The following is an 18930-nucleotide window of genomic DNA, read 5'->3' as shown; positions in this document are numbered from 1 at the left end:
TAAGCGGATTTTCATGCGTACCAGTCATATGCTGGAACAATTGATGGAGGCCTTACGTTGTCTACCTGGGGTAGGTCCCAAGTCGGCGCAACGTATGGCCTTTCATTTGTTACAGCGTGATAGAAAAGGCGGTCTGCAGCTGGCAGATGCGCTGAGTCAGTCAATGACCGAAATTGGTCACTGTGCTGAATGTCGAACTTTTACTGAAGAAGAAGTTTGCCACATTTGTACTAACCCAAAACGCCAAGAAAACGGCCAAATTTGTGTAGTAGAAAGCCCGGCAGATATCGCAGCAGTTGAAGCGACGGGTCAATACTCCGGTCGATACTTTGTGCTTATGGGGCATTTGTCTCCGCTTGATGGCATCGGTCCAAGTGATATTGGTTTAGACGTGCTTGATTATCGTCTACGTCGAGGTGATATTTCTGAAGTGATCCTTGCAACCAACCCAACGGTTGAGGGAGAAGCTACTGCTCACTATATTGCGGAGTTGTGCAGAGAGCACCAAGTCGAAGCTAGCCGTATCGCGCACGGTGTGCCTGTAGGTGGGGAGCTTGAGCTTGTAGATGGCACGACCTTGTCACACTCATTATTGGGTCGACATAAGATTTAATAAAAGCCGCTGAATTCAGCGGCTTTTTTGATCTTGGGAGTTGGGAACGATTAATCGTTCGATTCTTTACCAAGCAGGTTTTTGTAGATAACCGCACCAAGTACGCCACCGACAATAGGCGCAACCCAGAACAGCCATAACTGAGAAACTGCCCAGTCACCTACATACATTGCGACTGCTGTACTACGAGCTGGGTTTACTGAGGTATTAGTCACAGGAATGCTGATCAGGTGAATAAGAGTCAGACACAAACCAATTGCAATAGGCGCAAAACCTTGAGGTGCACGTTTGTCTGTCGCCCCCATGATAACGATAAGGAACATCATCGTCATCACGATTTCAGAAACTAACGCAGCAAGCATTGAGTACTGACCTGGTGAGTGTTCACCATAACCGTTGGCGGCAAAGCCAGAACCAACAACATCAAATCCAGCTTGTCCTGTCGCGATGACATAAAGAATACCACCAGCGATCAGCCCGCCGATCACTTGTGCGATGATGTAAGGCGCAACGTCTTTTGTATCAAAACGACCGCCAGCCCAAAGGCCAACCGTCACTGCAGGGTTCAAATGGCAACCTGAAATATGACCGATTGCAAATGCCATGGTTAAAACGGTTAAACCAAAGGCCAGAGCGACACCCAGCAGACCAATACCAACATCTGGAAAACCTGCAGCTAACACTGCGCTGCCGCAGCCGCCCAATACTAGCCAGAACGTACCAAAAGCCTCAGCCAAATACTTGTTCATGTTATTTCCTAATTTCTAATTAAATGACCCGCTGAACATAGTCGAGAATTGTCAATAAAGTGTGAGGGAGTTCGCGTAAAAACTGCAAATAGGACGGTATGTGGCAAGAGTTCTCAAGGATGAGATAAAAGCAGGGAGAAGAGAGGCTGAATCTTCAGTTTGCCTTGGCCATCACTAACTGAGTAACAGCCAAGGCAACGTAGGTTTTAACTAAATGCGACGAAAGGCGATACGCACAGCAAAATACCAGTAGCAATAATCAAGTAAAGCGACGCGCCTTTGTATTTGTGTAAAGAAGGCACTTGATAGACAAGGTAAGCTGGAATCAAACAGCCAATCAAACCAAATATAGGGCTACATACTGATGTGAAGCTCAGAACTGGTAGATTCAATACAATTGCACCCCACGCCATGAGAATCGCAAAGAGAATGATTCCTTTGGTGACCAAGTCTTTATTGATCTTCTCTTCAGGCATGACCTTTTTTAGAGCCAGCATCGCTAGACCTTGGCAAGAATCGCGGAAACCCAAGTACACACCAAAAAACGCAGTCATTACTGAGAAAATATTCAGCATTAAACTCATTAGTTTTAGCGTCGTGCCGTCCATACCTTGCGCAACCATCGCAAGAGCAGAGATGTTTTCTTCTGCTGCTTTAACCGCTTGTTCATGTGACATCGCAAGCGTAAAGGAAATCGCATAGAAGAAGACCGTCACAAACAAGATACCGAAAGCAATTTTCATTGCGCGCATGGCTTTAAAGCGAGCTACCTCAATCGATTTTTCTTTTGATCGGTATGAGATCACCATTGGGCTCAAGCTTTGAATAAAGAGAATAGACGTTAGAGTAAACGGCAGTAGCTCAATTGCATCTTTCAAACCAGCGCCTGTTTCTGGAATCGCACCGACATTCGCTACATCCCATTTTTCGATCATCATGACGCCAAGTAATGCGACGGTACAAAGTTTAATCAGTACAAGACCAGTACTGACCTTAAACAAAATCTTTTCACCACGAGATGCAATAGCGACCAGCGCGCACACTAAAGCCAGACCATATAGCGGGTTTTCAGACAGTAAACCTTCCGTGATGCCAAAACTATGTAGGAAAGATGCCGAGTCATTGTTGATGGCTGTTGAGTAAACAAAGACCCAAATCACCAACATGATGAAGTACAGCACACCTAATAACGCCCCCCATTTGTTACCAAGGTAACCGGAAATGACGCCAGCGTAATCTTGGCACTTTGGTGAACTTGAGAGAGTGTTGATGAAAAGGCGTTGGAACAAGTACATCGCTGGGTAGCCGATCACGGCAGAGGCCAAGAATACCCAAAGGCCCAATACGCCTACTTTTACTGGTAAAAAGACAATACCGGCACCGATCGCCATGCCGATACTCATGATCACCCATCCCCAGTCTGTGCTATCAAACTTGGTCGCGGCTTTCCACTCGTCTAGGGCCATGCCTGCTTTTACGTGCGGTGGCTCTTTACCGATAGGTAAGGTTTGTGTAGGTGCTGTCACGCTCATTTTATTGTTTCTCTTGTTAGTATGAATTTTTCTCAAATTTAATTGAGAAAACATATATCACCAATTTTTTTGTGGAAAATTCAGATAAATTTGAGATCTTGGCGAAAAAGTTCAAATAAATTGGATTTTTTGACGAATTTTGTGATCTGTTCTAGTTGTTTGATTCATATTTAATTGAAAAAATAACGCTAATACGGAAGTTAAATTAGAAGCTTCTTAATAAAAAATAAAATTTATGTGAGGATTTAAAAATGAAAGAATTGATTTCATCTGAACACGCGCCTGCTGCTATCGGACCTTATTCACATGGCACTAGCTATGGCGATTTGATTTTTACATCTGGTCAATTACCCGTTGATAAGGCAACAGGAAAAGTAGTTGAAGGCGGCATCAGTGCACAAAGTCATCAATCTCTTACTAACTTGAAGCACGTTTTAGAGGCTGGTGGTGGCAGTGTCGATACTGTTTTAAAAACAACGTGTTACCTATCGAATATTAATGACTTTGCCGAGTTTAACAAGGTCTACGCAGAGTTTTTCCAACAAGATTGTCCGGCACGCAGTTGCTTCGCAGTGAAAGATTTGCCTCTTGGCGTGTTAATTGAAGTCGAAGCGATTGCTCATAAAAAGTAATACGGAGAACAGAGCATGAACCAGCAATGGACACAATATATCCAAATCATTAAGCAAGTTGTGAAACCTGCATTAGGATGTACAGAACCCATTGCTGCTGCGTACGCGGCAGCAGTTGCTAGAAAAGAGTTAGGCACATCCGATATTGATGCGATAGAGGTGCGTGTTTCAGACAACTTATTTAAAAACTCGATGGGTGTTTTCGTACCTGGAACGGGCAAGATAGGCCTCAAAATTGCCGCCTCAGTTGGTGCATTAGCCGGTGACCCAACAGCAGAACTGGAAGTGTTGGCTCGGATTAATAAGCAGGATGTTGCTGCTGCGCAACAATTGATAGATGAAGAGCGGGTAACTGTAGCGCGCATGGATACGCAAGAATTCATTTATTGCAGCGTAACGCTCACCTCTGGTGACGATGTTGTTTCGGTCACGATCAGTGGCGGTCACACCAACATTATCCAGATCACGCGCAATGGCGACGTGATTTTTGATGCTCCACCACAGCAACGCGTTGCAACCGCTTCCGTTTGTGAAGGTGTGGATATTTCGATCAAACAAATCTATGAGTTTGCCACTCAAGCGCCTTTTGAAGAGATCAAATTCATTCTCCAAGCTGCAGAGCTCAATACCTTGCTGGCTCAAGAAGGTATCGACCGAGGTTACGGCCTAGAAATTGGACGCACGCTAAAAGGCAACATTGAGCAAGGCTTATTGGGCAACGACTTAATGAGTCGTATACAGATGATGACATCCGCGGCGTCTGATGCTCGCATGGGAGGGGCGACGTTGCCAGCCATGAGCAATTTCGGCAGTGGGAACCAAGGTATCGCCGCCACAATGCCAGTCGTAGTTGCGGCTGAAGCATTCCAAAACGACGAAGAGCAGCTGGCTCGCGCGTTGATCATGAGCCATTTAGGGGCTATTTACATCAAATCTTATTACCCACCGTTATCCGCATTTTGTGGCAACACTGTAACCAGTGCGGCGGCATCTATGGCGCTGGTATATTTAGCTGGTGGTACATTCGAGCAATCATGCTACGCCATTCAAAACGTCATCAGCGACAGTTCAGGTATGGTGTGCGATGGTGCGAAGTCCTCTTGTGCGATGAAAGTGTGTACTTCGTCAACAACGGCGGTGCGCTCATATTTGATGGCGATGGGTAACCACAGTGTTAAGAATCAAGGTATAGTAGGCGAAGAAGTTGAGCAAACGATAAGAAATGTTGGCTCAATGGTTCGTTTCGGTATGCCGTATACTGACAAATCTATTATCGATATTATGTCGGCCTAACCTCCAGTTTTTGCTAAGGGAAGTAACATTGCTACTAAAGAAACTCACCAAGAGTGATCTCGATATTTTGAACTCTATGAAAAACGTCGTGGATGGCATTGCACGTATGTATGGTGAACACACTGAAGTGGTTCTCCACAGCTTAGATGCCGAAGCGCCGGAAATCATCAAAATCGCAAATGGGCACGTGACGGAACGCAGTGAAGGTGCCCCAATTACTAACTTAGCGAGAATGAAGTTAAGAGAGGGCAAGGACGTTTCTGATTCGTACCTGACGAAAACATCGAACGGAAAGACCTTGCACTCCATTACGACAATTGTCAGAAATCCAAAAAACAAACCGATTGGTTTGCTGTGTATCAACGTGGATATGGATGCACCGATGCAGGCGTTTTTAAAGGCAATGCTGCCTCAGCAACACACTGAGTGTTGTGTTGGTGGAGCTCGCTCACCAGAAACGTTTGCGCGTAATATTGATGAAACCATCATCAGTACGATAGAAACCGTGCAAACAGAAGTGTGGGAAAATGAAGCCATTGCGCCTTCTAAACGCAACCGTGAACTGGTGACGCGCCTGCATGGCCTAGGCATTTTTAAATACAAAGACGCTGTTTTAATGGTTGCAAACCATCTTGGCATTTCGCGCGATACCATCTACTTGTATTTGCGAGAGCTTGGGAACGACTAAACGGGTGCTCTGAATAGATTAAGTAAGTTGCTCTAGCTCAGTGATGTTGTCGAGTGCTTCTTGGTTGGTTTTGCCACACACAACCGGACACGGCTTAAAATCGTGACAAACTTTAGGGCGCTCAGGCTTACCAAACAGCTTACACAAATTGTCATCGTTGAGTTGCACGCAACGAACACCTGCTGGTTTGCCCATGGGCATTCCAGGTATCGGTGAAGAGATACTTGGCGCAATACAGCAAGCTCCGCATCCTAATCGACAATCCATAATGTAAACCTCTTAAAAATTGAGGGGGCAATTATGGTCATTTTGACGTGGATTGGAAGAGTCGCTTAAGAAAAAATAAAAAGGAGCACTCAATAGAGTGCTCCTTTTTGCTTTTAAACCGTTGTGATCATCTCAAGAAGCGATTGTAAACAAACAGTAGAATAAACGCGCCCAGCGTTGCGGTAATGATGCTGCCGATGTTTACACCTGTCGCGCCACCAAATCCAAGAATGCCGCCAAGGAAACCACCAACAAAGGCTCCGGCAATCCCGAGCAACATGGTGGCGATCCAGCCTCCACCATCTTTTCCTGGCATCAACCATTTCGCTAGGGCCCCGGCGATCAAGCCCAAAATAATCCAAGAAATGATACCCATGAAAACTCCTTAATTCCTTCGTGATCAATGAAATAATGCGAACTCGTATAAGGATAGAACAGTTAATTGAAAATGGTTGAATATCGTATTAGATACTTGATGCCGATTGGAGATCGTCTCAAAACTTGAACTTTTGCGGCGAGAAGAGTATAAATCGGCCCCTAATTCCCTTGGTGAGACCTGAAGTATGAGCACTCCATTTTGGCAAAGTAAATCGTTAGAACACATGAGCGAAGAGGAATGGGAATCTCTTTGTGATGGGTGTGGCAAGTGTTGTCTGCACAAGCTAATGGATGAAGATACCGATGAAATCTACTACACCAATGTGGCGTGTAGCTGGCTGAACAGCAAAACATGTTCATGTAAGGACTACCCAAATCGCTTTACCTCTGGCGAAGAGTGCACCAAGCTGACACGCGAAGACATCGACGATTTCACTTGGTTGCCGCACACGTGTGCTTACCGTCTGTTAGCCGAAAATCAGCCATTACCAGAATGGCACCCGTTGATTACGGGCTCGAAATCCGCAATGCACGCGGCGGGCGAAAGTGTCCGCAACAAAGTGGTGTACGAAATTGATGTGGTGGATTGGGAAGACCACATTTTGAATCACCCAAATCGCCCATAGCCAAATTGAAACAAGCCTTTTACCAACAGTGAAAGGCTTGTTTGCTTTTAGGGTCAATAAAAGACCGGATTCTCATAAGTGATGACAAAACGACGGTCATTGTTGAACTCTGACGCTTAATTAACTAAATGCTGCTCGGTTTGCAATTTAGTGATGTAAACTTAGGGCATATCATTTCAAGGCTTTACATTCCGATTCTTGATCGCTCCGATCGGGATTCGTTTCCTACGAGGTAAAAATGACGTTTCATTTCCCCCTGAAAAATCGCCAGACACCTTGGGTAGCGATATTCGCTTTATTCATCACGATGATGACCCCTATTTTTGTGCAAGCCACAGAAAGCACAGAGCCTCCTATTATCTCTGAAGCAGAAGCTTCTATAGATAGCTTGAACATCGACATTGTCGATTTATCGCAAAGCCTATCTCAAACGGCAGGTGACGAGCGTGATGCGCTTCAGCTACAACTTTTCCAAAAAAATGAAGAGTTGAGAAATCAATTAGCGTCCGCGATTGAGCGTGAGTCCATCCCTCGTGACAAGCTGATTAAGCTCGTCAAAACGCAGGAAAAGTATTCAAAAGACGCGACCGATTATCTGACGACCAAAACCAAAGAAGTCATTGAAGAGTTAAACAAAGCGAAAGACGAAGAAAAGCTCGCGCTTATTAACGACTACCGCGAGCTTCAACATTACTTGGATGTGAGCTTTGATTCGAGCTGGCAGAATTTGGCATGGCTCAAGCAATTAGGCGTTCAAAATGAGCGTGCGGAAGCGGAATTGCAAGACAAGCTAGATAAGCGCATGCGTTTGTTATCGGCATCGATGGCGTATCTGCGTCAACAAGCAGAAATCATCGGTACGCAGCTTTCATCCAGCCCTGAATCAGAAAAAGCGTCTTTGCAACTTAGCCAGCTGATCGTGAAGCAGAGACTGAATATCGCAACGGAAAGTTTGCGTAACCTGATGTCGATCGGCGACAAAATGGGCATTGAGACGTCGGAGTACAAGCGTCAGATCTTTGAAATCACAGGCAGCATCACGCACGACTTGCTAGATACCAAAGTGGTGTGGTCCATCATCAGTCACTGGTCAAACTCCGCGGTGGATTGGTTTGCGGAAAACGCACCACAGCATATCTTCCAGCTATTCGTGTTCGCGCTGATCTTATTGATTGCTCGTGCACTGGCTAAACTCACGCGCAAAGTGGTGAGCAAAGCGGTGTCTTCTAAGAACTTGAAACTTTCCCACCTAATGCAGGACTTCTTTATCTCCATGTCCGGTAAAGTGGTGTGGGTGATTGGTATTATGGTTGGCCTGTCGCAGATTGGCTTGAACTTGGCGCCAATTCTGACTGGTTTCGGTATTGCCGGTGTGATCATTGGTTTCGCGTTGCAAGATACGTTGTCGAACTTCGCAGCGGGTATGATGCTTTTGATTTACCGTCCGTTTGATGTGGGTGATTTTGTCTACGCTGGTGGTGTGGATGGCAAGGTAAGTCACATGAGCTTAGTGAACACCACGATTCGCACCTTCGATAACCAGATCATCATTGTGCCGAACAGTAAGATTTGGGGAGATGTGATCAAGAACGTAACCCATGAGCGTATTCGCCGTGTGGATATGGTGTTTGGTATTGGCTACGCAGACGATTTATTGAAAGCGGAATCGGTACTAACGGATATCGTGACTTCACACCCTGCGGTACTTCGCGCGCCTGAGCCAATGATTAAAGTGCACACTTTGAATACTTCGTCGGTAGATTTCATCGTTCGCCCTTGGGTAAAAACGGATGACTACTGGGAGGTATATTGGGATGTAACGAAAGAAGTGAAGTTACGCTTTGATCGCGAAGGCATTTCGATTCCTTTCCCACAACAAGATGTGCATTTGCACATGGTGGAGAAAAAAGACGCGTAATCGCGTGTTATCCAAATACGAAAAGGCACTCGATAAAGAGTGCCTTTTTATTTGCGGTAAGTTTTGTGTCTTACAGTTCGTTAAAGAACGCTAACTTCGGTTCGCATTCAAGCAAGTTTTCAATCTGGTTGATCAAACGTGCAAAGTGCTCAGTTTTACCGTGAAAATCGAACGCTTCTTGGTCTTTAAATTGCTCTTGAAAAACGAAGTGGCTCGCGTTGTCTTTATCTTGGAACAACTGATAACGAACACAACCGTCTTCATTGCGAGTTGGCTCAAGCGCTTGAGTTAGCACTTCTTTCAGTTGTTGTTCTTTCCCCGGTTGTGCGTGAAAGGTAGCAGTCAAGTGAATCATAATTTTTACTCTTTTTTAATTATCGGTTTTAGTTATAGGTAGCGTCCCTGTCGTTGCAGGAACTCAATTTTGTAACCGTCAGGATCGGTGACAAAAAAGAAGGTCGCTAGGTGTTTTTGCTGGTGGTCAAACGCTTTGATGTCACCTGCTTCAATACCTAGAGATTTAATTCGTTTGTGAGCTTGTTCGATGTCGTCCACGCTAACGGCAAGGTGGCCGTAACCAGAACCGTGAGTATAAGGTTCGCTTTGGTCGTGGTTGTGGGTAAGTTCTAATTCAAAGCCTGTTTCTTCATTTGCTAGATAGGTTAGGGAGAAACCATCAAAAACGTATTGGTCTTTGATCTCTAGCTCAAGTGCGTCGCGGTAAAATTGTAGGGAACGGTCCAGATCGCGTACTCGGATCATGGTGTGTATCATTTTTGTCATGAGTACTCCTTAATTGTCCGCATAGGTTAGCGAGTACAAAAGGAGTGTGGGTAGTACTAGAGTACGACAAATAAGAATACGCTCAATAGCTTACGATTGAGGCGTAAAGCCTCATCGATTCCATTGAATATTTTGGTAAGAATAGTTAGGTGTTAAGCGTTAAGTTGGGCAAGAGCTTGATGGAGTGTGTTTTCCGGTTGGCGAGCATACGTGAGACATGCGCAGCGCAGTAAGGATGCAAAGTTGTTCACTTCACCATTGTATTCCAGTGCTTCTTGATACACCGTGCTGATAAACTTTGGAACCGTCATGTCTTGCGCACTGGCAATTTCTTCAAGAATCGTCCAAAAACTCGACTCTAATTTTACGCTGGTGGCATGGCCGTCAATGCGGATGGAACGAGTGATAAACTGATAATTATCCTGTGGTTGTTTAGCAAATATTTCGCACATGGTATTCGTAGATATGATTTAAGACGTGCAAATATTGAGTATTGTTGCTTAAAACGTCAACTGTTTTTGCGGATAAAAAAACGCTCTCGTGAGAGAGCGTTGGAACATCACAAGGCGTGAAGTAAGTGCAAGATGATTATTTGATTTGTTGCTTTAGGAACTCACCAAGCTCGGAGTGGTGCATGATTTTTGAAACTGGAAGAATGGTTTCTGCAGGCCCCCAAGCGAATACGTTCACTGGTGTATGAGTGTGCGTGCCTGTTCCCCATACCGTGTTTTGTTTGGTCGCTTGTTCGCGAGCGAGCAAGTTACCGCGGTCGTTGTATGGGAAGAACGCATCAAAGTCGTTAATTGTTGGTACCGTTTCTACTTCTAGGTACGAGTGGCCAGCAACTCGGTATGGGTTTGGTTTGCTTGCTAGTACATGAGCGGCTTGCTCAGGTGTGATAGAAAAATCGCTGTTGGCATTCACCACTTCAGCTAGCTTTTCTGGTGTTTGCTGTGCTTTATCTAGCGCTTCAAACTCGCTGATCATGCCGTAGTAGCTTTTCTTCTGGTTGTATAAACCATCTAGGATTTCAAACTTACCGAAGTTGAAGTTTGGCGCGTAATCGCGTTTTTCAAAGGCTTCACCTTTGCGTTTTTCTGGTTTAGGTAGATTTGCTGATGAGTAGCTAAAGCCAAAAGAACCTGTTTCGTGGTCTGCGGTAACAATGATCAGTGTGTCGTCACGACCTTTCGCCCACTCGTAAACAGAGTTCACCGCTTCGTCGAACTTAATCAACTCATGTAGCATGGTACCAGCATCGTTACTGTGGCCAGCCCAGTCGATTTGACCACCTTCAACCATCAAGAAGAAGCCGTCTTTGTCTTTAGAAAGAACATCAAGTGCTTTGACCGTCATCTCTTTCAACGATGGTTGTGTGCGTTTTGGATCGTTTTTGCTGTTACTGTAAGCAATACCATCATCCATACCTGAGTAAGCGAATAGGCCAAGTAGTTTGTCGCCTTTTGCTTGTGCCAACATGTCTCGGCTGAAAGCTAGGCTGTAGCCTTGGTCTTGCGCTTCGGTAAGCAGATTGCGTTCGTCTTTACGCTTAGATTTTAGGTAAACACTGCCTTGCGTAAGTTTTTCTAGCGCTTGGTAAGTTTCACCTTTGTCGTTAGTCGATTTTGGAATCCAGTGACGAAGACCACCAGATAACAACACGTCGACACCGCTTTCTAGCATATCGGAAGCGATGTTGTTTTCTAGCGAGCGATGAGGCTGATGCGCAGAAAACGCGGCTGGTGTTGCGTGCGTCATGCGCGTATCTGAAACAAGACCCGTTGCTTTGCCTTTGCTTTTGGCTTTTTCCAAAATGGTCTCAACGTGATTGCCTTGGCTGTCAATACCAATCACTTCTGATGCGGTTGGGATACCTGTTGCGAGCATTGTTGCCGAACATGCAGAGTCGACAACGATCGCATCTTCTGGGTTCGTTAAAGATGAGCCAATCACTCCTTCTTGCGCTAACTTGTAGAGCGCGGTGGTTTGGCCTTTGTAAATCGAGTTTGGTGCGTGGTTCGCGTAGGTTTCTAGCAAGCCGACTTGCTGAGGACCCATACCATCACCAATCATCAGAATAACGTTTTTGATTTCAGCGGATAGCGCATTGAATGAAAGTGTAGATGCAGCCACTGCAGTAATAATCGGAGAAACTAAACGCTTCATTATATTTTCCTTGTTTATTGAAAGCGCAGAAATTAAAGCAGCGGTTTATGACGCTTTTGTGGCGGTAATAAAAGATTCACGGCATTGTCATTTTGGGTTGCTAGCCAACTCGGTCGCAGATGTTGGGGTATAAAAAAGCCCACAGAAGTGGGCTTGGATTACGCTTAGGAGTTGAAAGCATGGACTAAAGTCATCCATTTAGTGCCTTCATAAGAAACCTGATTGAGGGAGCAATAAACGAGTGAATGCAGTAAGAACCATGCCTTATAGATGAAAGATTCATCCATGTTGTATGATGGCTTGTTCTTAAGCGAAAGGAATTATGGTCTGCTTTTCAGTACGGATTCAAACACGGTTTGTTATCGTGTCGAGTAGGAATTTTGCGGCTAGACGAGAGCTAAAATGATACCACCAACAGTGAGCGCCGCGGAAAGATACTGCCCTGCAGAATATGAGCCGTCTTCCTCTTCTTCAATCTTGTCGGGATGATCCATGCCAAGTGCACCGTGAGTGAAAGATTCTACTTTTTCACCCATTGTTTTGTTTTCTGCTTCTACCTTTTTACTCTCATGGTCAATTTGCTGCAACGCCGCTAGCAGTGCCTTACCTTCCGTAGAAAGTGTCACTTTGTTTTGCTCAACTTTGAGTGGCGCGGCAACCGTATCAACGTGATTGTCTTGATTTTGTACCACTACTGCTGGTTGCTTAGCATAAGAGTTTACTGGGTTGCTTCCTACTGGATTCATCGAATACTCCTTGGAACATCGACACTCTTTCACTGAGTGCGGGTAAAAAGCAGTTATCTCTATATCGACGGCATAGGGTATTTCTTGAATCAATTTGTACCAATTTGACGCAGATATTCTGAATCAAAAGTTGGAACTCATGATAGGAGAAAACGGGCCTGTTTTTGCCGCCAAGATTGTTTCTTAAATAGCAAAGCAAAAAACAGACCGTATAACTAGATTAAAATGTAGGATAGGCCGCGTTATTTACATTGAAGATCGTCATTACGTGTAGATAGGTGCTTATACGCCGCCATTCTGTTCGCGTCCTGAACGAAGCGAACCGGCGGTTCGAGTACTTCTAACTGATAATCTGGGCTGTTTGTACTGATTTCAGACGTTGGATTAACCACCACCACTTTAAGTTCAGGGTTGCGTTGTAAAATGGATGCTGCGGTACCTAAACCTGCTTCTGTATGAAATTTCCCCGCGACATGAACAACTTGAGCATTTGGGTTTTGAGCGAGGTATTTCACAATCGACTCCGCCATGGTTTCGTCCCACGTTACTTGTGCGGCGTATTGCTTTTCAGTTTGCTCTGGCTTGCCATGATGCATGGATGCCATGAACTTTTCTTTATATGGACTGTTCGCGGTATTGACGTTTTCAGCCACAAAACTGCGTTCTTCATCATCTAATTTATTCAGGTAATCAACACCTTGACGACCAATGCATCGGACGATGTATTTGGGTGCATTTGCGGCGATAACAGGTAAGTTGGCTTGCTTGGCGAACTCAACGAGTGGGCGGTAATCGCTTTCATAGTTTGGCCACGCATTGCTTTGTGACATGAAGTATTGTTCACCGATTTCGCCTTTTAGATAAGCGTCTAGCACCGATTGCTTGTCACGCGTGACTTGCTCCATAGATAGGGCAATACGGCGTTCGCCAGAAGAAAGCTGCCTCAGTAGATCGGTTTGGAAGCGATGAATACCAGCATGAGTGTGCCACTCTCCAACCAAGATCACGTCGGCGTTTTTTAACTCATCTGGTAGGTTCTGCAAAGCAAGGGCGTTGCCAGAAGGAGAATGCAGTTGGTAATCGTAAAAGGTGGTGACGTCTGTTGAAGAAAGGGCCGATGTGGTTGGCGTGGTAGAAACACACCCTGAAAGTACGCTTGCAAATGCAAGGCCTAAAATAGAAAAGCGCATTGAAAAGCCTCCAAAAATGTCCGAGTGATATTAATGGAGGCTGAGCAATGAATCAATATAAATGAGAATGATTTTCGTTATTCTCTATTGATTCTCTTGTTGAACTGGCTTCTTGCGGTAAACGCGTAGCATGAAGTCGGCCTCACACAGGAAAAGTGTAGCGGACTTTAGCTCTTCACGAAGTTCATCCGTCGCCTTCCAAGCAAATGGAGTCATTTGCAACAAATCAAATGCAACACCATTTTCTAAGTCCATGGTGTAGTTCAGCTTTTGTTGGTGCTCTAGCTCAAAGCCTTCAATGTTCTCTGGTTCTTCATTGTGTAAGCGAACTTCTTGATAGATGCGTTCGCGGAACTGGTAAAGGTGACGACCTGCGGGCGTTACCGTGATCACTACGCCGTTGTCTTTGATGACGCGTTGCAACTCTTCTGCTTTGCATGGTGCGTAAATACGCAAAATCGCATCCAGTGATTGGTCTGCAAACGGCAAGCGATGGCTAGACGCGACACTAAATTGGCAGTTTGGGTAGCGCTTAGAAGCGTAACGAATGGCCACTTTAGAAATATCCAAACCAAAAACAGTGGCTTGTGGATCTTGTTCGAAGAGAGATTGCTGCACTTGATCGGTGTAATAACCTTCACCACAACCGATATCCAGTAATTGGTGTGTCGTACTTTCTGTGTATTTCGCACATAGTCGAGCCACTTCTTGACGCATTGGATCGTAGTGGTTTCCTTCGAGAAAACGGCGGCGAGCTTGCATCATTTCTTTGTTGTCACCTGGATCTTTCGAACGTTTGTGGTGTGCTGGCATCAGATTCACATAACCTTCTTTTGCTAGGTCGAACTGATGATTGTTTTCACACTTAAACGTCTTTTCAGTCAGCGAAAGTGGTTGGTGACATAGAGGGCATTGATAGTTCATGACGATCTCGAACAGAAAGTAGGGCGGCAAATTCTATCAAAAAGCGTGGCTTTAAGTGAAACAAAAAGAGCCGAGATCTTCGGCTCTTTAGGTTCTTGAGTGCCTCTTACACGTTTTGAACAATGATAAGCGGAGAAGGGCTGGGGATTAATGGAAGAAGTCCACTTGCTCTTTTAAATTTCTCGCTTGTTGCTGTAACTCGATCGCACTTTGTGATGTTTTCGCGCTGGTGTTACGGCTCTCTCGGTTTAGCTCACTGATTGAATGCGCGTTGGCTGCAATTTCTTGTGAAACTTGAGCTTGTTCTTCCGAGGTCGCGGCAATGGCATCAGCTTGAGAGGCGATAGATTGTACCTGTACGGCAATCGCTTCGAGCGCGGTGCCTGCGTCTTGCGCTTTGTCTAGCACCTGATTCGCACTGCGTTGGCTGTCAGTCATCATAGTTACGGCATTTTGTGTTGAGCCTTTTAGTTTCTCGATAATCCCAACTACGTCTTGCACTGAGCTTTGCGTACGGTGCGCTAATGTGCGAACTTCATCCGCGACCACAGCAAACCCACGGCCTTGCTCACCGGCACGTGCCGCTTCAATTGCTGCGTTGAGAGCGAGTAGGTTGGTCTGCTCGGCAATTTCGTCGATCATTCTTGTGACGGTTTGGATACTTTCACTGTCACGGTTGACTTGTTCGATGGCTTCGGCTGATTGATCCAATTGATCATTCAACTGCGCCACGTCGACACATACGCCTTCAACAATCGTCAAACCAGATTGGCTATCTAAGTTAGCAGAGCGGACATTTTCAGCAATGCTTTCTACTTGCTGAGCCACCGATTGAGCGGAAGAGGCCATCTCTTCGATCGCTGTTACGACTTGCTCAACTTCTTCTTGCTGACGATCCGCTTGGGTTAAGTTGCTATGAGCATCGCTTGCTACACTGGTCGAGTTACTTTCGACTAAATCGCTGGTAGAACGAATCTGGCCAACTAACTCATTCAGTTGATTTGCCATGCTTGCAACGCCGTTATTCAAATTCACAATCTCATTTTTAGAACGTTTACGAGACGACGGAATTTGTAAGCTGACTTCACCATTAGCTAGGCGCGTCATGTAAGAGTTCAACACCGTTAGAGGCTGTAAGCTGCGATTTAAGAACAGAGTGAGCACAACAAAAGTGATGCTCGCTGCTACCGAAGAAATGATGGCTATCAGTTTAAGTAGCGTGTCGCTGCCTTTGGTCACTTCTTTGATGAATGTACCGCCCAGTAGTTTCCAGTTCCAGCCGGGTACTTCGGTGAACACTAAGTATTTTTCACCGACGGTTGAGCCGTATTGGAATGGGTAGCGGATCAGACCACTCTTTTGTTCGAAAATCTTATGGAAAGGCTTGTTACCATCGTAATCACGAACTTCTACGATTGAAGGATCGGTAGCGCTCTTAGTCGGGTGGAGTAAGTACTTACCAAGATTGTTTTTGTCGTTATCGACAATGATGGTGTAGCCTGTGTCGCCCCACTTAATCTCTTCTAGTGCATCAAACAGAGTTTGTGTGGCTTGGTCTACTGGCAAACCGATAAATGACAAGCCAGATACGTTACCGTTAGCGTCTTTGATTGGCGCGTAATAGGTAATGTAGCGTTCACCATATAGTTTGATTTGCGCGTAGTAAGGTTTTCCGCTCTTTAAGAGTTGGTAACCAGGATGGTTGCGTCCAAGAGTCGTGCCTACTGCACGCTTACCTTGCGGGTCTTTTAATGATGTTGAAACGCGAATGAAGTCATCACCAAGTGGTGCAAATAACGTTGCGATTGCTCCGGTATCACGTGTGAAGCTGTCGACCAGCTTTGTGTCGTTAATCAAACTTTCGCTGTATTGCGTGATATTTGGTACTTCATGGCCCATGAAGTCTACCGTGTAGTTTTCTACATAAACGCCTGCAAGGTAACCATTGCGAAAAGTTGATTCGAGTACTTGAGCAGTATGAAGGTAAGCATCGAACTGACCGGCAATGGTTTTTGCCATCGACTCGACTTTGGATTGATGTTCTCTCAACGTACTTTCTAGCAGCACGCCAGATGCGTTTCGATAAACGAGCGCAGCAATGCTGGAAAAGGCAATAACTAGGCACAAAGTGATGACTAACTTTAGTTGAAAGCCAACACTTTGATTTCTGTACTTTTCTAACATGGAATGTCTTCCTGATATATTTATAACTTATGAGTTTTGTATCGGCATGCTATCGGTTTATATGAATGATTTTTTTGATATCTATTAATTAAATTGTCAAAAAACTCAGATAACCAATGAGTTAGTTAGAAAGTGACCGAGGAAGAACGGAAATGATTTCAAAAAAAAGGCCGGATGAGCCGGCCTAGGAAGATTATTGTGCAGCAATCACTGTCACGAGCTCGTAGCTCTCGCCTGGCTCAAGAGTTTTGCCTTCTTCAATACTTGGTGCATGAAGGGCAGATTCCACACACAGCATGTTTTCATAGCCATTGTCAGCCATATCTCCCATCCCTTGTGCACCTTCCGCCCACGGGTTCCATAGTACTGCGGAGTTATGGCCGCGGTTCGCTACGCTCAACGTGCGGTTAAGAACAGGGTCTTTCACTAAAATTTGAGCTTCTGGTTGCGTGTATACGCGATCGATGGTGTCAGTCAGTTGAAGAACCTCACCACCCTGACACACTTCGCTATTTTTCAAGCTGTCGATGTACTCATTGCCCATACCTGTTGTTTGCGCTTGTTTGATATCGCCCACGTTTAGGTAAGTATGTAATGCGCCTGAGAACGTCCAAGCTTCATCATCGATATTAAGAACTTTCAGCGTTACTTTGAGTTCGTCACCCACTTCGACAAGAAGACGCGCATCAAACATGTGTGGCCAAATTTGATGTGTTTCTTCGGTTGGGAACAGTGCCAACTCGACGATGACACCATTTTCATTTTCGCGGTGCTCAACTAATTCCCATTCGGATGTACGCGCAAAGCCATGAGCTGGTGCAGCAATACGGCCAAACCAAGGCCAACAAACAGGAATGCCACCACGTAATGCTGCTTTGCCATCAAAAATGGCTTTTTCGCTCATCCAGATCAAGTCTTCTTGACCTTGTGGTGCGTACGAGACTACATGACCGCCGTGTAAAGCAATACCTGCTGTCGCTTTGTCATGAATAATACGAACGATCTTTACGTTATCGATTTCGACAACAGTTACGTTGTCTGAAAGAACAGTTAGAGGAGGAAGAGTTTTTAAATCCATGTGCTTGTTTCCTACACTGGGGAAGAGGTAGATTTCGGCGCACTTCTCAGTATTTATGAAAGTACGTCTGATATTTTTCTCAAATTCCAGATACAAAAAAGGCGACTATCAAGCCGCCTCTTTTTCAACTCAGTTAAGAGCTAATCACGATTTCTAATTACTTAGAGATGTGTGCGATTAGGTCTAGAACTTTGTTTGAGTAACCGATTTCGTTGTCGTACCAAGATACAACTTTAACGAAGTTATCAGTTAGAGCGATACCAGCTTTAGCATCGAATACTGAAGTTTGAACTTCACCGATGAAGTCTTGAGAAACAACTTGGTCTTCAGTGTAGCCTAGAACGCCTTTTAGTTCGCCTTCAGAAGCTTCTTTCATTGCTGCACAGATAGCTTCGTAAGATGCGCCTTCTTTTAGGTTAACTGTTAGGTCAACTACAGAAACGTTAGCTGTTGGTACGCGGAAAGCCATACCAGTTAGTTTGCCGTTTAGTTCTGGAAGAACAACGCCTACAGCTTTAGCAGCACCAGTTGAAGATGGGATGATGTTTTGAGAAGCACCACGACCACCGCGCCAGTCTTTAGCAGAAGGACCGTCTACAGTTTTTTGAGTTGCTGTAGTAGCGTGAACTGTAGTCATAAGACCAGATTCGATACCGAACTTGTCGTTAAGAACTTTAGCGATAGGCGCTAGACAGTTAGTAGTACAAGAAGCGTTAGAAACGATGTCTTGACCAGCGTAAGTAGCGTGGTTAACGCCCATTACGAACATTGGAGTAGCGTCTTTTGAAGGACCAGTTAGAACAACTTTCTTCGCACCAGCTTCGATGTGCTTACGTGCAGTCTCGTCAGTTAGGAAAAGACCAGTTGCTTCTGCTACAACGTCAACACCGATTTCGTCCCATTTAAGGTCAGCTGGGTTGCGCTCTGCAGTAACACGTACAGTTTTACCGTTAACGATTAGGTTACCGCCTTCAACTTCAACAGTACCGTTGAAACGGCCGTGAGTTGAGTCGTACTTAAGCATGTATGCCATGTATTCTACGTCGATAAGGTCGTTAATACCTACAACTTCGATGTCTGCGCGCTCTTGCGCTGCACGGAATACGAAACGACCGATACGGCCAAAACCGTTAATACCTACTTTGATAGTCATTATAGTTGCT

At 45.1% G+C, this 18930-nt stretch carries 20 protein-coding genes; 6 read left to right on the top strand and 14 right to left on the bottom strand.

The features are described 5' to 3' along the window. Positions 1-13: 13 nt before the first annotated feature. Entirely contained in the window at positions 14-613 is a 600-nt protein-coding gene (recR, locus tag ACF8CV_RS23795) for a recombination mediator RecR (protein ID WP_005460088.1), read from the top strand. Between the two features lie 50 nt (positions 614-663). Here the strand turns inward: recR and aqpZ are convergent, their stop codons facing one another. Next, positions 664-1362: an aquaporin Z gene (gene aqpZ, locus ACF8CV_RS23790; protein WP_005460095.1), complete on the bottom strand. Its 699-nt coding sequence runs from the start codon at positions 1360-1362 to the stop codon at positions 664-666. A gap of 206 nt (positions 1363-1568) precedes the next feature. Then, entirely contained in the window at positions 1569-2828 is a 1260-nt protein-coding gene (locus tag ACF8CV_RS23785; protein WP_005494432.1) for an amino acid permease, read from the bottom strand. Between the two features lie 317 nt (positions 2829-3145). On the opposite strand from ACF8CV_RS23785, the gene ACF8CV_RS23780 reads away from it, so the two are divergent. From ACF8CV_RS23780 to ACF8CV_RS23770, 3 genes are read left to right on the top strand one after another with little or no spacing between them, the layout of a single operon-like run. Beyond that, positions 3146-3526 (top strand): RidA family protein, encoded by a 381-nt coding sequence (locus ACF8CV_RS23780; RefSeq protein ID WP_005479566.1) that lies wholly within the window; start codon positions 3146-3148, stop codon positions 3524-3526. Between the two features lie 15 nt (positions 3527-3541). Then, positions 3542-4819 carry a serine dehydratase subunit alpha family protein gene (locus ACF8CV_RS23775; RefSeq protein WP_128413780.1) on the top strand — a complete coding sequence of 426 codons (1278 nt, stop codon included), beginning with the start codon at positions 3542-3544 and terminating at the stop codon, positions 4817-4819. 28 nt (positions 4820-4847) lie between these two features. Beyond that, positions 4848-5507, top strand: coding sequence for a transcriptional regulator (locus tag ACF8CV_RS23770; protein ID WP_005397228.1), 660 nt, complete (start codon positions 4848-4850; stop codon positions 5505-5507). 18 nt (positions 5508-5525) lie between these two features. Here the strand turns inward: ACF8CV_RS23770 and ACF8CV_RS23765 are convergent, their stop codons facing one another. Together ACF8CV_RS23765 and ACF8CV_RS23760 are read right to left on the bottom strand one after the other, a co-directional pair. After that, a complete protein-coding gene (locus ACF8CV_RS23765) occupies positions 5526-5774 on the bottom strand; it encodes a YkgJ family cysteine cluster protein (RefSeq protein WP_017447809.1) in 249 nt (82 codons plus the stop codon). A gap of 127 nt (positions 5775-5901) precedes the next feature. Beyond that, the gene (locus ACF8CV_RS23760; RefSeq protein WP_005397239.1) at positions 5902-6150 is read right to left on the bottom strand and encodes a GlsB/YeaQ/YmgE family stress response membrane protein; all 249 of its coding nucleotides are present in this window, start codon (positions 6148-6150) and stop codon (positions 5902-5904) included. Positions 6151-6337: 187 nt separating this feature from the next. Between ACF8CV_RS23760 and ACF8CV_RS23755 the strand changes: the two genes are divergently transcribed. Next, complete coding sequence (locus tag ACF8CV_RS23755; RefSeq protein WP_005460092.1) at positions 6338-6778, top strand: YcgN family cysteine cluster protein; 441 nt, start codon at positions 6338-6340, stop codon at positions 6776-6778. A gap of 238 nt (positions 6779-7016) precedes the next feature. Then, positions 7017-8696: a mechanosensitive ion channel family protein gene (locus ACF8CV_RS23750; protein ID WP_005479510.1), complete on the top strand. Its 1680-nt coding sequence runs from the start codon at positions 7017-7019 to the stop codon at positions 8694-8696. A gap of 70 nt (positions 8697-8766) precedes the next feature. Here ACF8CV_RS23750 and ACF8CV_RS23745 read toward each other — a convergent pair whose 3' ends face one another. From ACF8CV_RS23745 to gap, 10 genes are all read right to left on the bottom strand, one after another. Beyond that, the gene (locus ACF8CV_RS23745) at positions 8767-9051 is read right to left on the bottom strand and encodes a putative quinol monooxygenase (RefSeq protein ID WP_024699741.1); all 285 of its coding nucleotides are present in this window, start codon (positions 9049-9051) and stop codon (positions 8767-8769) included. Positions 9052-9083: 32 nt separating this feature from the next. Continuing rightward, positions 9084-9479 (bottom strand): VOC family protein, encoded by a 396-nt coding sequence (locus tag ACF8CV_RS23740; protein ID WP_005460098.1) that lies wholly within the window; start codon positions 9477-9479, stop codon positions 9084-9086. Between the two features lie 152 nt (positions 9480-9631). Next, complete coding sequence (locus tag ACF8CV_RS23735; RefSeq protein ID WP_005460130.1) at positions 9632-9931, bottom strand: ribbon-helix-helix domain-containing protein; 300 nt, start codon at positions 9929-9931, stop codon at positions 9632-9634. Between the two features lie 136 nt (positions 9932-10067). Beyond that, entirely contained in the window at positions 10068-11645 is a 1578-nt protein-coding gene (locus tag ACF8CV_RS23730; protein WP_138937874.1) for an alkaline phosphatase, read from the bottom strand. Positions 11646-12031: 386 nt separating this feature from the next. Next, positions 12032-12391 carry a hypothetical protein gene (locus ACF8CV_RS23725; protein WP_021449877.1) on the bottom strand — a complete coding sequence of 120 codons (360 nt, stop codon included), beginning with the start codon at positions 12389-12391 and terminating at the stop codon, positions 12032-12034. 242 nt (positions 12392-12633) lie between these two features. Beyond that, a complete protein-coding gene (locus ACF8CV_RS23720; protein ID WP_005460090.1) occupies positions 12634-13581 on the bottom strand; it encodes a ChaN family lipoprotein in 948 nt (315 codons plus the stop codon). An 84-nt stretch (positions 13582-13665) separates the two neighbouring features. After that, the gene (rlmA, locus tag ACF8CV_RS23715) at positions 13666-14505 is read right to left on the bottom strand and encodes a 23S rRNA (guanine(745)-N(1))-methyltransferase (RefSeq protein WP_138937873.1); all 840 of its coding nucleotides are present in this window, start codon (positions 14503-14505) and stop codon (positions 13666-13668) included. A gap of 147 nt (positions 14506-14652) precedes the next feature. Next, complete coding sequence (locus ACF8CV_RS23710; RefSeq protein WP_020838684.1) at positions 14653-16689, bottom strand: methyl-accepting chemotaxis protein; 2037 nt, start codon at positions 16687-16689, stop codon at positions 14653-14655. A 193-nt stretch (positions 16690-16882) separates the two neighbouring features. Continuing rightward, positions 16883-17767 carry a D-hexose-6-phosphate mutarotase gene (locus ACF8CV_RS23705; RefSeq protein ID WP_053319830.1) on the bottom strand — a complete coding sequence of 295 codons (885 nt, stop codon included), beginning with the start codon at positions 17765-17767 and terminating at the stop codon, positions 16883-16885. Positions 17768-17924: 157 nt separating this feature from the next. Further along, positions 17925-18920: a type I glyceraldehyde-3-phosphate dehydrogenase gene (gene gap / locus ACF8CV_RS23700; RefSeq protein ID WP_005479552.1), complete on the bottom strand. Its 996-nt coding sequence runs from the start codon at positions 18918-18920 to the stop codon at positions 17925-17927. Between the last annotated feature and the right edge of the window lie 10 nt (positions 18921-18930).

Source organism: Vibrio sp. zbq_1 (genome assembly GCF_043102935.1).
Classification (GTDB): Bacteria; Pseudomonadota; Gammaproteobacteria; order Enterobacterales; family Vibrionaceae; genus Vibrio; species Vibrio parahaemolyticus.
Note: the sequence above shows the minus strand (reverse complement) of the source record. Positions and strands in the feature narration are given on the sequence as shown.

What these genes read in the sequence shown, in the direction of transcription:
- recR (WP_005460088.1), top strand. Translation starts at nt 14, where the DNA reads ATGCGTACCAGTCATATGCTGGAACAATTGATGGAGGCCTTACGTTGT.
- aqpZ (WP_005460095.1), bottom strand. Translation starts at nt 1,362, where the DNA reads ATGAACAAGTATTTGGCTGAGGCTTTTGGTACGTTCTGGCTAGTATTG.
- ACF8CV_RS23785 (WP_005494432.1), bottom strand. Translation starts at nt 2,828, where the DNA reads ATGGCCCTAGACGAGTGGAAAGCCGCGACCAAGTTTGATAGCACAGAC.
- ACF8CV_RS23780 (WP_005479566.1), top strand. Translation starts at nt 3,146, where the DNA reads ATGAAAGAATTGATTTCATCTGAACACGCGCCTGCTGCTATCGGACCT.
- ACF8CV_RS23775 (WP_128413780.1), top strand. Translation starts at nt 3,542, where the DNA reads ATGAACCAGCAATGGACACAATATATCCAAATCATTAAGCAAGTTGTG.
- ACF8CV_RS23765 (WP_017447809.1), bottom strand. Translation starts at nt 5,774, where the DNA reads ATGGATTGTCGATTAGGATGCGGAGCTTGCTGTATTGCGCCAAGTATC.
- ACF8CV_RS23760 (WP_005397239.1), bottom strand. Translation starts at nt 6,150, where the DNA reads ATGGGTATCATTTCTTGGATTATTTTGGGCTTGATCGCCGGGGCCCTA.
- ACF8CV_RS23755 (WP_005460092.1), top strand. Translation starts at nt 6,338, where the DNA reads ATGAGCACTCCATTTTGGCAAAGTAAATCGTTAGAACACATGAGCGAA.
- ACF8CV_RS23750 (WP_005479510.1), top strand. Translation starts at nt 7,017, where the DNA reads ATGACGTTTCATTTCCCCCTGAAAAATCGCCAGACACCTTGGGTAGCG.
- ACF8CV_RS23745 (WP_024699741.1), bottom strand. Translation starts at nt 9,051, where the DNA reads ATGATTCACTTGACTGCTACCTTTCACGCACAACCGGGGAAAGAACAA.
- ACF8CV_RS23740 (WP_005460098.1), bottom strand. Translation starts at nt 9,479, where the DNA reads ATGACAAAAATGATACACACCATGATCCGAGTACGCGATCTGGACCGT.
- ACF8CV_RS23735 (WP_005460130.1), bottom strand. Translation starts at nt 9,931, where the DNA reads ATGTGCGAAATATTTGCTAAACAACCACAGGATAATTATCAGTTTATC.
- ACF8CV_RS23730 (WP_138937874.1), bottom strand. Translation starts at nt 11,645, where the DNA reads ATGAAGCGTTTAGTTTCTCCGATTATTACTGCAGTGGCTGCATCTACA.
- ACF8CV_RS23725 (WP_021449877.1), bottom strand. Translation starts at nt 12,391, where the DNA reads ATGAATCCAGTAGGAAGCAACCCAGTAAACTCTTATGCTAAGCAACCA.
- ACF8CV_RS23720 (WP_005460090.1), bottom strand. Translation starts at nt 13,581, where the DNA reads ATGCGCTTTTCTATTTTAGGCCTTGCATTTGCAAGCGTACTTTCAGGG.
- rlmA (WP_138937873.1), bottom strand. Translation starts at nt 14,505, where the DNA reads ATGAACTATCAATGCCCTCTATGTCACCAACCACTTTCGCTGACTGAA.
- ACF8CV_RS23710 (WP_020838684.1), bottom strand. Translation starts at nt 16,689, where the DNA reads ATGTTAGAAAAGTACAGAAATCAAAGTGTTGGCTTTCAACTAAAGTTA.
- ACF8CV_RS23705 (WP_053319830.1), bottom strand. Translation starts at nt 17,767, where the DNA reads ATGGATTTAAAAACTCTTCCTCCTCTAACTGTTCTTTCAGACAACGTA.
- gap (WP_005479552.1), bottom strand. Translation starts at nt 18,920, where the DNA reads ATGACTATCAAAGTAGGTATTAACGGTTTTGGCCGTATCGGTCGTTTC.